This window comes from Dulcicalothrix desertica PCC 7102 (genome assembly GCF_003991905.1).
Lineage (GTDB): Bacteria > Cyanobacteriota > Cyanobacteriia > Cyanobacteriales > Nostocaceae > Dulcicalothrix > Dulcicalothrix desertica.
The window spans coordinates 598,848-615,026 of sequence record NZ_RSCL01000001.1 but is presented as its reverse complement, the minus strand read 5'-3'; the positions used below and the strand labels follow the sequence as shown (position 1 = coordinate 615,026).

Below are 16,179 nucleotides of genomic sequence, written 5' to 3'. Positions count from 1 at the left end.
TGACACTAATTTAAAGTTTGTTTAAAGTAGTTTACCCGCGTGTATTGATAACAAATTTTGAAATATAAATGAAATTCTTTAAGCTATTAATTGGAGTATTGCTGGCTACAATTGCAGAACCAGCTCTCGGTGCAACGTTTACAACAATTAGAAATAATGGTCCATCCTCGAATCGAGTAGATGCTGTTTTTCTTGGTGATGGATATACAGAGGCAGACCTAGCGAGTGGAACATACAACAATCACATCAAGGACTATCTTGACTACCAGTTCTCTAATTCCTTAAACTCCGACCCATTCTTTCGATACCGTAATTATTTCAATATACATAAAATTGATATAGTCTCCAATGAGTCAGGAGCTGACATTCCGGTAGAAAACATTTTCCGCGACACAGCACTCGGCGCCAGCTACTACTATGATGGAATCACTGAGCGCTTGCTTTACATAAATGATTATCAAGCTAACGTAGTGCGTGATGCAGCTCTTGCTGGTGCTGGGTGGACAGCAGAAATGCAGTATGTAATCGTTAACGATACGAAGTATGGTGGTGGTGGTGGTGCTTATGCTGTTTACGCAGGTGGAAACGACTCAGCGAAAGAAGTTGCCCTACACGAAATAGGTCATTCTTTTAGTAAACTAGCCGATGAATATGGTGGGTTTGACACTCCTTATATTGGAGGAGAACCGAGCGAAGTAAACGTTACTACAAACCCTACAGGTAATAAGTGGTCGCGCTGGCTAGGTTATGACCAACCAGGTATTGGAGTTATTGGTGCTTATGAAGGTGGACGTTACTATAATACGGGAATTTACCGCCCATCAGATAATTCAAAGATGCGCTCATTGTACCAACCGTTCGATGCAGTTAGTCGTGAGAAAATCATTCTTGATATTTATGCTTTGGTCGATCCACTCGATTCTTGGCTTGATAATACGGCGCCTTTGGTTAACCCTACTCAACTTTTTGTAAACCCCATCGATAAAGGCATCATCAACTTAGAGTGGTTTGTTAACGGTAATCTTATTCCCACAGCGAACCAAGATAAATTTAATTTGCGCGACTTCGGTTATGGTGCAGGAAATTATGTTATATCTGCCCGTGCTTTTGACCCAACTGGTTTTGACCCCGTGAATGGCTGGGTGCGGACAAACCAAAGTTCTCTAGAGCAGCTTGTCTCCTGGAATGTCACCTATACAACCTCAATTCCAGAACCTAGCACTATCTTGGGTCTCCTTGCCCTCAGCGCTTTAACAACAAATTCAGCCCGAAAGCGTAAACTCAAACGTAGGAGCATTTACAAATAAACAAATTTCTAAAACTGTTACAAATTGCTGAGGAACGTAAGTGTAAGTTGGGTTGAGCAAGCACAAGCGTAGTTATCCGTTATCCAAAGGATATTCGCTTGCGGTAGGAAAACCCAACATTATCTCATATAATTGGGAGTAGCTGTGAAAGTTGTAACAATATGAAAGTCTTAAAGCTAGCAACAGTTATTGATGATTCAGGAAATTTACATATTGATGTACCAACAGACTTATCGGCAGGCGCCGTTGATGTAGTTATAGTCTTAAACCCAGGTACTATTCCAGAAAATACTCAGAAAAAATCTTACGATTTTTCAGATTTAGCGGGGCGTTTAAAATGGCAAGGTGACTGCGTGTAATTACCTTATTTGCTCCACTTCTTCTATAGTTAATGAAAGTGCCTGTGCAACTTGTTCGACACTCAACCCCATTTGTAGTAATTGACGCACTGCATCAAATCTTGCTTGCCGTTCGAGTTCACGCTGTTGTCGTTCAAGTTGAGCCTGTTGTTCGGCTTGTTGAGCCTTTTGTTCAGCTTGTAAACGCTGTTGTCGTTCGAGTTGAGCTTGTTGTTCAGCTTGTTGACGCTGCTGCCGTTCAAGTTTACTTTCTTCTTTTAATTCTACGGGAGTTAAAAACTTTTCACCGTTTGGGTCATAAATTTCAAGTGTCGTAGGTGTTAATACAAATTTGATATTCAACCGTGGGCTTGTCCAATTATTTATATTCGCAATTGGTTTTAATATGCTATTTGAGCGTAACCAACCTTGTAGATTATTTTTAATCGGGTCATAAATATAGTATTCTTCGACTCCATATTTTTGATAAAAGTTAAACTTTCTTTTCATTTCGGCACTTCTATTGCCGGGTGAGAGAACTTCAAATACTACTTGCGGCGCCACGTTTCCTTCACGGTGCTGTACATATGCACCCCTATCACCTTTTGGTCTCCCAAAGACTACCATTGCATCTGGCGCACACTTTATATATTTATTACCTCTAACTGGATACCATAATAAGTCTCCAGCAACAAATACATTTAAAGCTGATGCAAAAAATATTTCTAAGCCTTCTTTAATTAAAACAATCCAACGAAACTGTATCGTATTCTCTGCCATCGGTTTACCGTCGCTCTCTGGGTAAAAGTCCAAATCGTCGGCGGTATCAAATTCTGTTACTTGTTGTACCATGTTGCAGCACCTCCAGATATAATTGAGGCTAATATCCTCAGTTTAGATGGTAGATGTGGATACTTCCACCGCGTTTATAGGTATTAAATTACTATAAGCGAGATTACTATCAGTGGTTGTTTGTGCCAGATTTTGTACTGACACTATTGGTCGGTGTTATTAATGTTTGGGAGTCGGCGCCAATCTCTCTGTGTACTCTGTGTATTTCTTGTTTATGTGAAGGCGATTGTTTTATGGAGAAACTAAATTATTATAACGTAGTAGAAAAAATCCTCCAACCGTATGCAACTACAACAGTAGGGGAAGGAACGGAAGTAGAGTTAATCGCAGATCGAGCTAATGGTCATTATTTGATTATGTTTGTTGGTTGGCGGGATGAAGCTCAGGTGTATGGGAGTTTGATTCATATTGATATTAAGAATAATCAAATTTGGATTCAGCGAGATGGCACCCAGGAAGGGATTTCTCAACAGTTAGTGGAGGCTGGTGTTCCAAAGAGTGATATTGTGTTGGGCTATCGTTCTCCTTTTGTTCGGCAATTTACTGAGTTTGGTGTTGGAGTTGAGAATAAATCTGAAGTTAAGCCGTTAGAAGGGGTTAGGGGTTAATAATTAGTAACGGGCAGGGATGCCCGTTCCACAAGATAATTTATTACAAGATAATTTATTAGGTTTCATTGGTAAGTGGTAGGGAAGCGTTGACTAGGGGTAGTAAGGGGCCTAGTTGTTCTTGACCGTTTACTGCTAGTTCGCTGTGACATAGATATAGTCGGTCGGATACACGCGCGAGTAGGTCGGCTAAAATGCGTTTGACTCGTTGGTTTTCTGCGAGGGTTTCGTCTTCTGCGGTCCAAGGTTGACCCAATCTATCGCGTAGAAATAAGTTGGCGCCGTATAATGTTGCAGCACCACCTTTTGCCCATAAGTATGAACCCGCATCTAGCCAAAAGTGCCATTTGTGGGCTTTACGACTTGAACGGTACTGGAATATTGTTGATATTGTGACTGCGTTTGCTGCTGGGCCAACCGGACGAACTGGGTAAGGATATGACACTATTGTTCCACGTCGTAATAGTTGAATAAATTCTGCAATTGTGGAATTTGTTGCGAATGGGGCATTAAAAACTGGTAAAGTTAGTTGCTGTGTCTTGCTTCCATCTTCTCCTGGTTTCTGACTTCGTAGTCTAGTATCAATTTCCCAGTAGTGTTGTGCTGTTTCTAGTAATTCCCGCAGTGTTGTGATTTGGTCGTAGGGTAAGTTTGTGACGTTGAGAAAAAATTTCTCTATGGCTGCGTACAATAACGATATGGGACTGGGTATTACACGTTCTTGCTGTCTGCTTCGTTGTGTTTCTATCCACTGTAATATTTGTTCGTATGCTCTGGTTGCTGCATAACCTAACCTGTCCCAACGGTCGAAACTTGTTGGTGGTAATAAATTAGGTGCATCAGGGTGTGGTACAAAACAGTAGTCTGCTATTAAACCTGCACGTACTGGGTCGATATGTGGATAGTGAGGTGTTGCTAGTTGGTTGTCTCGTATGTTGTTGTCTAAACTTTCTATAGCAGAGCTATCACTTCTTGATGCTAAGTTGCCTCGACTCAATATTACTAACATCTCCGCTACTGCATCTCGGTCAACCAGGCGCCCATTTCCAGGATAAATTAAAGATATCAATGTCAATAATGACCGAATTAAAGGTGATGCGATTAAAGGTCGCTGGTTGTTTAATAAGTTAACGTGAATATTCTGCTTACTAAGAATAGATGTCAAAGTATATTCCGCAATTGCATCTAAACCAGGTGCAATTATCACAATATCTTTTGGTTCTACTTGCTTTAATTTAACAGATGAGACTATTGTATCACCTGTTTGACGCAGTAATGAGGCTCGCGATGTGGTTTGAATTGATTGGATATTATTAGGAAAGTTTAGCAACGTCATTGGCTCACTAATAATTTCCACCATTTGTGTTGTGAGTGCATCACCTAAACCTACACTCGATAGGGGTGTCAGTGTTTCTACTTGACAACGTTCGGCTAAAGATTCTAGGTAAGCTGGGTCGGCGCCTAACCCCAACCGCACTATATTATCAGGGTTATAACTAAAGGCGCCTATCGCTCCCTTATCCAACAACACCTCAAATAAATCACGCGCCACAGCCGGATAATCACCAACGTCATCTGCTATTATCGCCTGATACCGCGAAGGCAGGCGCCGTTGATAACTTTCATTCGGTAATAAATGTTGACAAAAAAGCTCTGTAATTACTCCATATGTCAAAAAACCGCGTGTTCTACACCAGTCACGCCACTCTATAATTAACTCAGAATAAAATTCGGGTTCCAAATTAGTCGCGTTTCCTAACCCTTCACTTAATAAACTCGTTATATCCTCACATCTATTCCCACTTACTGCTGCTAACTGCATTAAGTCAATTACTCGACGCACAAAACGATACTCATTCACACCCGCACGTCGTAACACTTCGTCATCTAAATGCGGACGCCATAATCTTCTCGCTAACTCTTGCTCGGTTTCTGGACGCAAACGCACCGGAAATTGTGCTTTTAAATTCAATAACTCTACCAATAAAGGAAAAAATAATACTACTTCTTCCTGAAAAAATGTCAAAGGTGTCTTGACGCGAATTGGGTATTTACCCTGTGTGGCTGTTACAATTTTATCTGCTAATTCACTCCTGTTTTCATTATTCGCCGCAAACACCAAAACTCCTGGTTCGCTTGGGTGAATAAATAAACGCTTCGGGGTATTAATACTACTTTTTTTACTTGTACTTTTAGTATAAAATGTTTCATTAGTGGGAGAGGTGCCTTGCACCCAAAAGCAAAACTGCTCGACTAAGCGAGTAGTTTTTCCGCTGCGACTAGGACCTGTTACCCAGAGCAAATCAAAAATCACAAACTGTCTCCTTGTCAATCTGTTAGTATTACTCCTATGCACTCTCCTAGGTTAATCAATTACGCTTATAATGCGCTTATAGTTGCCTGCAATGAATAACCTTAGTATCTCTCAAAAAGTTTATGCTTACTTGGTATCACTTTATAAGTGGTATTTAAAAACACCAGCACGTTCTTTAGAAGAAGCTTACCAAGCAGCTTTATATATCAAGCAAATTGAAGATGAACATTTTAATGGTAGTCAAATAAGCATTGACCCAGCTTCAAGAAGCAGTGTAAATGACTACTTTGAGTCCTCCCTTCGAAAACAATTAAGACTTGTGAGAATGAGACTCACTGAGTTTAATTCTAGTCGCTTCTTTTTTAACGAGTCGAATACTCGTGGCGCCCAAAGGTATGGGGTAGAATTAGTTAATCCCGAACAGGTATTAACGAAGTTAAAAATTATTGATGAAATTACAGCAAAATATACCAATATTGATACTGATAACGAGATAATTGCACCTCCAGCACTTTTTGGTTCACATATAGCACAAACAGAAACAGCGTTTTCTCAACCAGGGTTAAGAAATCTTGAAATTCGAGAATCAACTAATCCAAAACTTGGTAAAACTAATACAACCGGAGTTTTGCCTCGTTCCATTTTAGGTACTATCGGTCGGTTGCAAGTTGAGTTAGACCCAACGGCAGAACAAGATGTTGTTCAAAATTTCCGTAAAGCGCAGCGTCGTACCATAATATCAGTTAGGTTTATTTTACTATTAATTATAGTACCAATTTTAACACATCAATTATCAAAAGCCTTTATTGTTGGTCCCATAGTAGACCATCTTCGTAACAATGAAAGCGTCAGGGTTTTCATAAATTACGAAATGGAAGAAGAAGCACTAACAGAACTGGAAAGATTTGAAGAAAGAATTAAATTTCAAAGCTTAGTTGGTCTAATAGCACCAATGTCCGCGACCGAGTTAGAAGAAAAAGTTCAAGAAGAAGCGCGCGAACTAGCTGAAGAGTACCGCTTTGAAAGCTCTAACGCAATTAAAAATGTGTTTTCAGATATGACATCTGTAGTTGCTTTTACTTGGCTTCTACTGGTTAGCAAGCGTGAAATTAGCGTTTTAAAAGATTTCTTTGACCATATTGTTTACGGTTTAAGCGATAGTGCCAAAGCGTTTATTATTATTCTGTTTACCGATATTTTTGTGGGTTTCCACTCCCCACACGGTTGGGAAGTGATTTTAGAAGGTATTTCGCGTCACTGGGGACTGCCAGGAAATCACAGTTTTATATTTTTATTCATCGCAACATTCCCTGTGATTTTAGACACTATTTTCAAGTATTGGATATTCCGTTATTTGAACCGCGTTTCTCCTTCGGCAGTTGCGACTTATCGTAATATGAACGAGTAATTAGTTAGTTAATTACAAACTAAACTCGGCAACATCCGTATCACTTTCATGTGCATCAACTCCCGCAAGAGTTGGTTTAAAGTTATCTCCATGAATAATGTCTTCAAACTTGAGTTGTGGGTTTTGATGCATAATGTTTAAAATGCTGATAAAATCACGAACTATTTCACCAGGAGTTAATAGTGCATCGGCGCCTAAACGGTTGACTATTTCTTTGACAAAGCTTTTACATTCGCGTATACCCAAAGCAGTACTATTATAATTCGATGCATGAATGTCAGCGATTTTTTGCAATAGCTTTAAAATTTCATCCTCACTGAGTGGGTTTAAACGAATAACTGGACCCATAAATTCTTGTACACCAGCAGCTTCTACAAACCGACTTTCTTTTGTACGTCGGCGCCATGCTAAGTCAGAAAACAATCCCCTATTTGGGTCTTCTAAAAATTTCGTAGTTCCACCAATTAATACACCCAAATGCTCGGCTTTACACTGCATCGTATCATTAAATATCCCTAATAAACGATTGTAATTTTTCTCACGTGTTACAGTTGTAGGGATTTGATACAAATTCACAGCTTCATCAAGCATTATCAATAACCCTTTATAACCAATTTCGGCGACAAATTTGGCTAAAAGTTTGATGTAATCGTACCAACTTTCATCATCGATAATTACGCGCACACCCAAAGCTTGTTTAGCTTCGATTTTTGTGGTAAACTCACCACGTAACCACCGAAGTGCGGAATTTTTTAAATTATCGTCATCAGTACGGTAACCTCGCCAATATGCACTTATGACGCTACCAAAATCAAAGCCGTGAACTAAGTCTTCCATATATTGCACGACTTCGCGAATTTTGTCTTCTACTTTGTCGTCAAACCCTTCATCATTAGGACGCATTCCAGAAGTTGAAGCGACTTCTTGCTGAATTTTGTTTATCCAACCTTCTAATATTGAAACTAAGGCGCCACCATCAGGACGAGTTTTTGTAGAGAGATGACTCATCATTTCTCGATAAGTGGCAAGTCCTTCGTTATTACTTCCAGCTAGGCGCCGACTCGATGATAAGTCCGCATCTGCAACGACAAAACCTTGTTCCATTGCGCGGTTTCTCAGCAGTTGCAGCAAAAAGCTTTTACCGGAACCGTAATTACCAATAACAAAACGAAAAGCCGCTACTCCTTCAGCCATATCATCAAGATTTTGGATAAGACTTTGAAGTTCTTTTTCTCGTCCGACTGCAATATGCTCAACCCCTTCTCTTGGCACTACCCCCGCACCCAAAGAATTTATCAAGCCAATAGATATTTTTTTTGGGAGTTTAACTTTTGCCATTTGAAACCTCTATTAGGCAGGCCTACTAAAAATCTGCCATATTTTATTTTACGTTAGTTCTAACATAATTAGGCGAAGTGTGTTTCGGTAGCAGCTGTTTCATATGCTTTAATTATAATACAAACATTTTCGATGTGTTCTGTATATATTTTGGGATACTCAGAAGTGGTTTCAATTATCAACTCACCAATCGTATTACTCGCTAACTCGTTGACTGCATCAATTAACAAGCTTGGCATTGTAATATTCTCTTCTGCTATTTTTTTAATTGAAGCGTTAGGATTTTCTTGTTCTAATATAGCTTTTAATACTAAAAACTCGCTTTGGTTTAACTGGCGCCTAAAATTATCCCATTCTCCTGACAATTCAACTATTTGATTTTGTGATTGAATATTTTGAGTTGATACTGGTTCTATAATTCCGAGTAAATCAGAAAATGGAAATTCTGCTTCTGCCTCTACACCGTTATCATATATATTATGATTCTCTTCAATACTATATTCTGGGTTAAGTTTTTCTGCTGACTGCAAAAGTTCCCAAACTTGGGTTTGTAACAAGTTTCGTTCGTCTTGCAGTAATGATACTTGGTCTTGTAAAGTTTTTAACTCTTCTTGCTTTGTGGTTAGTTTGGTTTGAAGAGATTTAATTTTAGAATCTAATGTTTTACGCTCGTTAGATTTTTCTGATATTATACTGTTTTTATGATTTTCTTTAACTTCTAACTCTTGAATTTGTACCCGCAGTTCATGCAGCTTTTCTTCGAGTTGTGGTTTTAGTCTTTCTAATAAAGTTAAATTATTTTCAAATTCTTCTTTTTGTTTCTTTAGCTCTGCTATATGTATTTGTAACTGTGTAATTTCGGCGCGGCAAACACTAACATTCAAATCTTGCTTACGTTTTTCAGCAGCAAATGAGTTATGCAACTCTATTTTACTTCTTTCAATATTCTCTATTTCATGCTGCAATCTATTATAAGTCGTTTCAAGTGCGGCTTTCTGTCCCACAAAACTACCTAGCTCGCGGTTAAGAATTTCGCGTTGGTTACGACGCTCGCTGATTTGACTCTGTAATTGATTGGTTTCGTTGTATAATATATTACGATGATTTTCTAATTGGTTAATTTCGGCAATAAAGTTAGCTTCTACACCTTCGAGTTCGCGAATCCGCTTTCTGTAAGATTCAAGAATCAGCATTTCATAATTTCGGCGCCGTTTATCCACACAAAAGGCAGCAATATAAGTTGCCATTACGGTGATTATTCCGGTAAAAACGGCTTCACCGAAATTCCACTTAAAAATAAGACTCAGCCCAAAACTGAGAACAAATGCAATTGTACCTATAAGAAATCGATTGCTTGACACTGCTGGCTGCATATTAATTGTGTGCGCGAGTCGGGTAGGTAGTTGGATGAATATTATTGACTATTGGTTTCTCCTGCGAGATTTTATATATATTCTACATTCACTGAAAAGCGAGATAAGGAAAGAGTGAGTATAACACTTTACTTCATGTCGCAAAAAAATGGAATACTTACCTGTATATACACTTTCGGGTGCGTGTTTAAGTTTTCTCTCCAAACACTGCTATATCAGCTTTTAAGTAATCGACAAACTGTCGCGCGGTTCTTCCTGAGCGTCCATTGTGCCGAGTTGCCCACTGTAGCGCTTGATACTGTAAATCTTTATCATCAATATTAATTCCAGCTAGCAAAGCTAAATGCCTCACTATTTTAAGATAAGTGTTTTGGTCGGCGCCTTCAAATGTCAAAGTTAAACCAAAGCGGTCACTAAAGGATAGTTTTTCTTGCATCGTATCCCAAGCATGAACTTCATCGTTATCACGTGGTGCTGGTCGGTCAGCGAAATACTCGCGAATTAAATGGCGCCGATTTGATGTAGCATATACCACTACATTCTTAGCACGCGCTGTCAAGTTACCTTCTAATACAACTTTGAGCGCTTTAAAAGCATCGTCGTCATCTTCAAACGATAAATCATCAACGAATACAATAAATTTTTGCGGCACAGAGCGCAACTGCTCGACAATCATAGGTAAATCCTTCAACTCAGATTTTGCGACTTCGAGCAATCTTAACCCCCGTTGCCAATACTCGTTTAATAAAGCTTTGACTAAAGACGACTTCCCAGAACCACGACTGCCATATAACAAAACATGTAAGGCGCCAACTCCAGCTAGTAAAAACTCTGTATTCTTTAATAAAGCCTCATACTGTAACTCATAGCCAACCAATTCACTAATTTTAACTGAGTCAGGATTTTTAATACCAACAAAGTTATTAGCTTGCCAGCGCAAAGCTTTATATTCAGCAAATAATCCTGTGCCATATTGCCGATAATAAGAAGCTAACATCTCTGTCGCATCTGCCCAGTTTTCAAATTTTTGTAGAGACGTTACATGTAACGTCTCTACAGTTTCAACATTATCTGATTCTACATACCATATAACTGGCGATACAGGAAGATGGGCAACAGACTGCACCCACTCACTTAACACTGCACAACTACATTCATAAAGCGTTTGGAGTATTTGTAAGTCATGTTCCACTGCGGCAATTAGTGGTACTGGTAAACTTTCTATATCTTGCTGCTGCGCTAACTTCGAGAAAGGATTATCCGAGCGTAAAATTTTGAGAATTAAATAATCTTCCCAATTTTGATTTAGCGTTGCCAGCGATTTAAAGTAATTGCCGTAAGCTTGCAAACAACTGCGTGCGTCAGCTTCTTTATAACGTATCGCTTGCAGCAAATCTAAAAAGGCGCCTCCGACTTCTCCTGTTAACACAGACTGATAAATTAAAAGAGAAGCTGCTTGACGTTGGAGATATTGCACTTTGGCGATTGCTTGATTGTCCATACATTAGGATTCGCGAATGAACTTAGCTACTATTATCACGTTTACTTACGGTATTTTATCAATTGTTGGTGGCATTATTGGCTACAAGCAAGCTGGAAGTAAAATTTCCCTAATTAGTGGCGCCATCAGTGGCTTACTACTAATTATCGCTGGTATAATTCAACTTCAAGGACAAAGCTATGGTTTTGTCTTTGCCGGGATTATTACGGATATTTTAGTTATAGTTTTTGCTTTAAGATTACAAAAAACACGTAAATTTATGCCTGCGGGTTTAATGACTGTTTTAGGAGTTGTAACACTTCTTGTTATCGCAAGTCAGCTTTTTAAAGCTTCCACATAGTGTAGACAAACTGTAGCTTGGCTCAAACCCAAGCTATAAATATTAGTAAATTGATTTAAAAATCATATCAAGCATATTTTTATCCCTTCAGAACAAATTGTTACAAAAGTTACAAAAAAGGCTTAACTTGTAAAAAAATATTATGATGTCAACCTCAGTATGGCGCCTTGAATCATAATCATATTTGGGTAAAAAGCTTAATTAATAAGGATTTCAGGTTATTAAAGTATCACATTAAAAATTCCCATTAAAAAACATTGAACCTATCCGGAATTCAACGAAGTTTTTATGTACTGTGTAGATGTTGGGTAAATTTACAGGTATGTTTATTATTGATTTAGAGCAGAACTAAATGAAAAATGTAACTCGTGAACATGCGCTCGTTGGCGAATTGTTCTGATGTTATTTAAAGATTTCAAGGCTCTGATAAGCATTATTTAAAGAAAAAGTAAAGGGTTTATTGCCATTTTGGCAAGTCTTGCTACCACAAATCGGATATTAGTAGATAGTGACAATTACAACTAGTATTTTGCTCGCTGTTATGTTTTTAAGTTTTGCAATAATTTAGGTAGGAACTAGTACATGGTGTTTTCACTGTCTTCACACAACGTTATCCAGTACCTGCAAGTCGCAGGTCTGTTTAGCTTAGAAGATGGAGCTTCATTTGATTCTCAATTGCCAGATTGTAAGAATCGTAATTTTGTTGTTACCCAAGCAGGACAAAAGCTCCTAGTCAAGCAAGAACGCGGTTTGAATAATGAAATTCCTCACTCACTGTTTAACGAACTTCTTCAGCACCAGTTAACCCAAGCGTTTCCAGTGTTGAGAAACATTACTGCGCTGTCCTGTACGGTGGTGCATTTCGATGAAGAAAATTCAATATTGGTTCGTAATTATCTTGATGATTATCAAGAATTAGGCAGTTTTTATTGGCATAAGGGTATTTACCCCGAAACGATAGCAGCTACGGTAGGTAGTAACTTAGCAGCGCTACATCGCAGTACATACAACCGTCGTGAATATCGTAATTTTATGACGACTGCTCCAGATGGGGCAATTCGCTATGAATTTTTTAATCCAGCGCAGGGAGCGGGGTTTGTCACACCAGAGATGTTTGGATTAATGGAGCAATCTGCACTTGACTTTTATGTACTTAACCAACGCTACGAAATCTTAGAATCAGCTATTGCCGACTTAGCATGTGAATGGAGTCCTTGCTGTTTGACGCACAATGACTTGAAATTAGAAAACATTCTCGTTCATGCGCGTTGGGATAAACTCGATAACTGCTTAATACGGTTTATCGATTGGGAAGCTGCGGCATGGGGTGAACCAGCGTTCGATTTAGGAACTTTAATTGCTGATTATCTACGAATTTGGTTATCTAGCATAATTGTTGACGAGACGTTGGAATTAGAAGAATCGCAACAGTTAGCTTTGATTGAGCTTGAAACACTTAGACCTTCGATATTAGCATTGACCCGTGCTTATATAGGCGCCTTTCCAATGATTATGGAATACCGCAAAAATTTTATAACGCGCGTAGTGCAGTTTGCGGGTTTAGCTTTAATGAACAGTTTAGAGCAAGATATCAAATCTCAGCAAAGCTTTAATAACACCCAACTCAATATACTCTTGACATCCAAAACACTGTTAACAATGCCATTCGAGTCTATCAACACAGTGTTTGGAGTCAACGAGTCAGAAATTCTTAGACCACTGCAAAAACTTGAAAAACCAAGTGTAACAGAACGCGAACATGAAAATCTGTTGCGAATTTACTACGAAAAACCTCGTTTACGCGGATGTTAAAAGGGGAAAACAACCACATGCTACAAACTGCTATTTCTTCTGTCGATACCTTACGTGCAATAGCTAGTGATATTGAAATCTCAGATAATTTTTGTATTCGTCATCCTAGCTTTGAAAAGTTTGCTCTTTCGTCTGACGTGGTAGCGCGTTTTCAGCGTAACCCAGCTCAATTACAGCAAAAATATTACGCGCTGCTACTACGTAATTTCATTTTTGGGATTTATTTCAACGCATCGCTACAAAATATCTTGAGTAAACCCCCATCACGTGTAACCGGAATATACGCACTGCATCACAACTTAGAGAATAATTCAATTCTGGGAATCGATGAAGAATTAAGAGCGCAACTCCACGAACATAACCACGGCGCCGGTTATTATGATTCTGGCTGGTCGGTACTACGACGCGAACCAGATGCAAGTTTAGCCGTAATTAAAGGTGGCTTAACCATGTACGTTGATAGTAATCATGTTTATGAAATTACTCCAGCACCTAAACGTGGTGACTATATATCTATATGGCTACCAAAAAACCGCTTGCAAAACGGATACTATATTGCTGTCTCTAATTGTGGACAACCAGAATATGGTTTATTTACAGATTGCGGATTAAGTAGAATATACTTCAATATTACGGAAGCAGGCGCCGTTGCATTAATAGATAGTCTGACTATTGCGCTTAACGAAGAAGAAATTCCTTTTAGTTATCATGTTCTGTGTCATCCTGCTGCCTTTGGTCGCTATGACTCATGCATACTTGAATTTCAAAAGCAAGATTATTTAATAATTCGTAAAATATTACAAACCGTATATTCGCAGCATCAATCATACTTCCTTCCCGAAATACCCTTATTCACAAAATTTCTGGCACCGGGACTAGGAGTAGCAGAACAACCACAGCAAAATTTAGCCAAAAATGAAAGCTTTGGCATGAATAGATGTCAAATCATAGCCAATGCTTTGTTACAATCCTGGCAACAAGGTAAAAAATCTATCGAAGAAAAAATGCAAGCCATTGAAAATAGTTTTAACGAAGCTGGTATAGACTTACAGCATCCTTACCTTAACCCCAATTCGGAGGATATTTACACATAAAAACCTGGTTTCTTGTTAAAATATTGGCGCCGAATAGCATATGAGAGTAGAACAGGTAAAGGACTTGTTTAAAATAAATTTTTGCTAGGTAGCCAGAAATGCCATTTATATATCATCGTACCGTTCGGTTTCAAGATACTGATGCCGCAGGTGTATTATATTTTGCCAACGTTTTAAAAATTTGCCACGAAGCTTACGAAGAATCTTTAGAAGCATCGGGTATCATTCTCAAAGAATTTTTTACAAACCCATCGGTTGCATATCCAATCATTCATGCAAACGTAGACTTTTTTCGTCCAATAACTTGTGGTGACAAACTAAAAATTCGTTTGATACCACAAAAACTAAATGAAGAGAAATTTGAGATAGATTACGAAATAATTATTGCTGATTTAGTGGCGAGTAAAGCACTGACTAGACATGCTTGTATAGATACAGCAACTCGGCATAAAAAGCAATTACCAAATGTAATGAATAAATGGATACAACAATATAAATTTGTACCTATATTTTAAATCCCGTGTAGGGTAGGCGTTTTGCCTGCCTCACCCAAATATTCAACCGCAATTTTCAAAATTTCATTACGATTTACTTTACCCTGTAAATTACGTGGTATCACAGAAACAGGCGCCCAATACTTAGGAATTTTATACTTACTTAAACTGTACTTTAGAATAGTTTCAATCGCAAAAGTTGAAGTATTTGAGTACTTGGGCACATAAACAGCAGTAACCGCTTGTCCCCAATACTTATCAGCAATTCCCACAACACAAACATCAATCACCATTTGTGTTTCTCGAATTGCAGCTTCTACTTCTTCTGGGTAAACATTTTCACCACCAGTAATAATCTTACTACTATCACGACCAACTATATATAAATAGCCTTGCTCATCAAAATAACCAATATCATCTATTTGAAAATTATTACTATTATCATTATCACCGTAGTAACCCAAAAACAAAGATTCAGATTCAACACAAACTTTACCATCACATATCGAAACTCGTGCGTGAGGAAGAACTTTTCCACAACCACGTTTACCTCTTAAAAAATCATCGGGTTTCAACGTAACGATTTGTGAAGCAGTTTCCGTCATTCCATAAGTAGGTGCCAATCTAATTTGGTGATATCTAGCTTTCTCCAACAACTCATCCCAAGCAGGGGCACCACCTAAAAGCACAGTCTCAAACTTAGATAACCATATAGTCAACTGTGAGTCTAGTAAAAATCGTTGTAGCTGAGTAGGTACTAAAGAAATAAAGAAACCAGAAGGGTCAATATCAGGCACTTCCTCCGATACCAACTGTTTAAAATTGCAAATACTCAACTTTCCACTAGTAGTAAACGCGCGTACAAACTGCATCAACCCGCTGACATGGTACAACGGCAACAAACAAACAGAATTAACTTGGCTAACTTGAAAATATTCTGTAAACCCACGTACCGAAGCTACTAAAGTTTCCCAAGTATGAACACAAAACTTAACCTTCCCAGCAGAACCACCAGTAGGAATCATAATTAGTGCTGAGTTTTGAGTGCTGGGTGCTGAGTGCTGAGTAATGAGTGAGTCGTGCTGAGTGTCAAGTTTTTTGCCCCAAATAATATCTGGTTGTACTAAATTTAAAACTTGGCGCCATTCATTGTCACCCCAGTCAGGGTTACATAAAAAGACTTGACATTTTGCTTCAACAGCAGCTAGGAAACCAGCAAGAAACTTTACAGGGTCGCGTTCAGCAATAATTACTTTTGAGGCGCCAGAGCAATTATAAGCGAGTTCTGCACTGAAATTTTCAACTAGACTCCCAAATAAATCATGACAAGCAAAATCAAAGGTTTGTAATCTTACCATATATTTGTATATTTAGATGAAATATTTAAGAGAGTGCGATTC

General features: G+C 38.5%; 14 protein-coding genes. 8 read left to right on the top strand and 6 right to left on the bottom strand.

Translation table 11 applies throughout. The annotated features are described in order from the left end of the window. Positions 1-68: 68 nt before the first annotated feature. Together DSM106972_RS02740 and DSM106972_RS02735 are read left to right on the top strand one after the other, a co-directional pair. Complete coding sequence (locus tag DSM106972_RS02740) at positions 69-1,307, top strand: M64 family metallopeptidase (RefSeq protein ID WP_127079121.1); 1,239 nt, start codon at positions 69-71, stop codon at positions 1,305-1,307. Between the two features lie 161 nt (positions 1,308-1,468). Further along, entirely contained in the window at positions 1,469-1,666 is a 198-nt protein-coding gene (locus DSM106972_RS02735) for a hypothetical protein (protein WP_127078588.1), read from the top strand. On the opposite strand, the gene DSM106972_RS02730 is transcribed toward DSM106972_RS02735, so the two are convergent. Then, positions 1,667-2,497, bottom strand: coding sequence for a Uma2 family endonuclease (locus DSM106972_RS02730; RefSeq protein WP_127078586.1), 831 nt, complete (start codon positions 2,495-2,497; stop codon positions 1,667-1,669). It lies immediately after the preceding gene. Between the two features lie 122 nt (positions 2,498-2,619). On the opposite strand from DSM106972_RS02730, the gene DSM106972_RS02725 reads away from it, so the two are divergent. Beyond that, positions 2,620-3,105, top strand: a complete 486-nt coding sequence (locus DSM106972_RS02725) for a XisI protein (RefSeq protein ID WP_233787782.1) — start codon at positions 2,620-2,622, stop codon at positions 3,103-3,105. A 58-nt stretch (positions 3,106-3,163) separates the two neighbouring features. Here DSM106972_RS02725 and DSM106972_RS02720 read toward each other — a convergent pair whose 3' ends face one another. Then, complete coding sequence (locus tag DSM106972_RS02720) at positions 3,164-5,419, bottom strand: PD-(D/E)XK nuclease family protein (RefSeq protein ID WP_127078582.1); 2,256 nt, start codon at positions 5,417-5,419, stop codon at positions 3,164-3,166. A 91-nt stretch (positions 5,420-5,510) separates the two neighbouring features. Here DSM106972_RS02720 and DSM106972_RS02715 point away from each other — a divergent pair, with 91 nt between their 5' ends. After that, complete coding sequence (locus DSM106972_RS02715) at positions 5,511-6,827, top strand: proton extrusion protein PcxA (protein ID WP_127078580.1); 1,317 nt, start codon at positions 5,511-5,513, stop codon at positions 6,825-6,827. A 12-nt stretch (positions 6,828-6,839) separates the two neighbouring features. Here the strand turns inward: DSM106972_RS02715 and DSM106972_RS02710 are convergent, their stop codons facing one another. The 3 genes from DSM106972_RS02710 to DSM106972_RS02700 form a co-directional block, all read right to left on the bottom strand. Further along, positions 6,840-8,165 (bottom strand): ATP-binding protein, encoded by a 1,326-nt coding sequence (locus DSM106972_RS02710; protein ID WP_127078578.1) that lies wholly within the window; start codon positions 8,163-8,165, stop codon positions 6,840-6,842. 68 nt (positions 8,166-8,233) lie between these two features. Continuing rightward, a complete protein-coding gene (locus DSM106972_RS02705) occupies positions 8,234-9,538 on the bottom strand; it encodes a tellurite resistance TerB C-terminal domain-containing protein (RefSeq protein ID WP_127078576.1) in 1,305 nt (434 codons plus the stop codon). Between the two features lie 187 nt (positions 9,539-9,725). Continuing rightward, positions 9,726-11,039 carry an ATP-binding protein gene (locus tag DSM106972_RS02700; RefSeq protein ID WP_127078574.1) on the bottom strand — a complete coding sequence of 438 codons (1,314 nt, stop codon included), beginning with the start codon at positions 11,037-11,039 and terminating at the stop codon, positions 9,726-9,728. 16 nt (positions 11,040-11,055) lie between these two features. Here DSM106972_RS02700 and DSM106972_RS02695 point away from each other — a divergent pair, with 16 nt between their 5' ends. The 4 genes from DSM106972_RS02695 to DSM106972_RS02680 all read left to right on the top strand — a co-directional run bounded on the left by DSM106972_RS02695 (position 11,056) and on the right by DSM106972_RS02680 (position 14,800). Then, complete coding sequence (locus DSM106972_RS02695) at positions 11,056-11,379, top strand: TMEM14 family protein (protein ID WP_127078572.1); 324 nt, start codon at positions 11,056-11,058, stop codon at positions 11,377-11,379. A 582-nt stretch (positions 11,380-11,961) separates the two neighbouring features. Continuing rightward, complete coding sequence (locus DSM106972_RS02690) at positions 11,962-13,191, top strand: aminoglycoside phosphotransferase family protein (protein WP_127078570.1); 1,230 nt, start codon at positions 11,962-11,964, stop codon at positions 13,189-13,191. Between the two features lie 17 nt (positions 13,192-13,208). Continuing rightward, the gene (locus DSM106972_RS02685) at positions 13,209-14,285 is read left to right on the top strand and encodes a T3SS effector HopA1 family protein (protein ID WP_127078568.1); all 1,077 of its coding nucleotides are present in this window, start codon (positions 13,209-13,211) and stop codon (positions 14,283-14,285) included. Positions 14,286-14,383: 98 nt separating this feature from the next. Continuing rightward, entirely contained in the window at positions 14,384-14,800 is a 417-nt protein-coding gene (locus tag DSM106972_RS02680; RefSeq protein WP_127078566.1) for an acyl-CoA thioesterase, read from the top strand. Here the strand turns inward: DSM106972_RS02680 and DSM106972_RS02675 are convergent. After that, positions 14,797-16,137: a 2-succinylbenzoate--CoA ligase gene (locus DSM106972_RS02675; protein ID WP_127078564.1), complete on the bottom strand. Its 1,341-nt coding sequence runs from the start codon at positions 16,135-16,137 to the stop codon at positions 14,797-14,799. The two genes, DSM106972_RS02680 and DSM106972_RS02675, sit on opposite strands and share 4 nt — an antisense overlap. Positions 16,138-16,179: the final 42 nt, after the last annotated feature.

Coding starts and splice junctions, on each gene's coding strand:
- DSM106972_RS02710 (WP_127078578.1), bottom strand. CDS start 8,165: ATGGCAAAAGTTAAACTCCCAAAAAAAATATCTATTGGCTTGATAAAT.
- DSM106972_RS02690 (WP_127078570.1), top strand. CDS start 11,962: ATGGTGTTTTCACTGTCTTCACACAACGTTATCCAGTACCTGCAAGTC.
- DSM106972_RS02740 (WP_127079121.1), top strand. CDS start 69: ATGAAATTCTTTAAGCTATTAATTGGAGTATTGCTGGCTACAATTGCA.
- DSM106972_RS02695 (WP_127078572.1), top strand. CDS start 11,056: ATGAACTTAGCTACTATTATCACGTTTACTTACGGTATTTTATCAATT.
- DSM106972_RS02700 (WP_127078574.1), bottom strand. CDS start 11,039: ATGGACAATCAAGCAATCGCCAAAGTGCAATATCTCCAACGTCAAGCA.
- DSM106972_RS02705 (WP_127078576.1), bottom strand. CDS start 9,538: ATGCAGCCAGCAGTGTCAAGCAATCGATTTCTTATAGGTACAATTGCA.
- DSM106972_RS02730 (WP_127078586.1), bottom strand. CDS start 2,497: ATGGTACAACAAGTAACAGAATTTGATACCGCCGACGATTTGGACTTT.
- DSM106972_RS02675 (WP_127078564.1), bottom strand. CDS start 16,137: ATGGTAAGATTACAAACCTTTGATTTTGCTTGTCATGATTTATTTGGG.
- DSM106972_RS02680 (WP_127078566.1), top strand. CDS start 14,384: ATGCCATTTATATATCATCGTACCGTTCGGTTTCAAGATACTGATGCC.
- DSM106972_RS02715 (WP_127078580.1), top strand. CDS start 5,511: ATGAATAACCTTAGTATCTCTCAAAAAGTTTATGCTTACTTGGTATCA.
- DSM106972_RS02735 (WP_127078588.1), top strand. CDS start 1,469: ATGAAAGTCTTAAAGCTAGCAACAGTTATTGATGATTCAGGAAATTTA.
- DSM106972_RS02685 (WP_127078568.1), top strand. CDS start 13,209: ATGCTACAAACTGCTATTTCTTCTGTCGATACCTTACGTGCAATAGCT.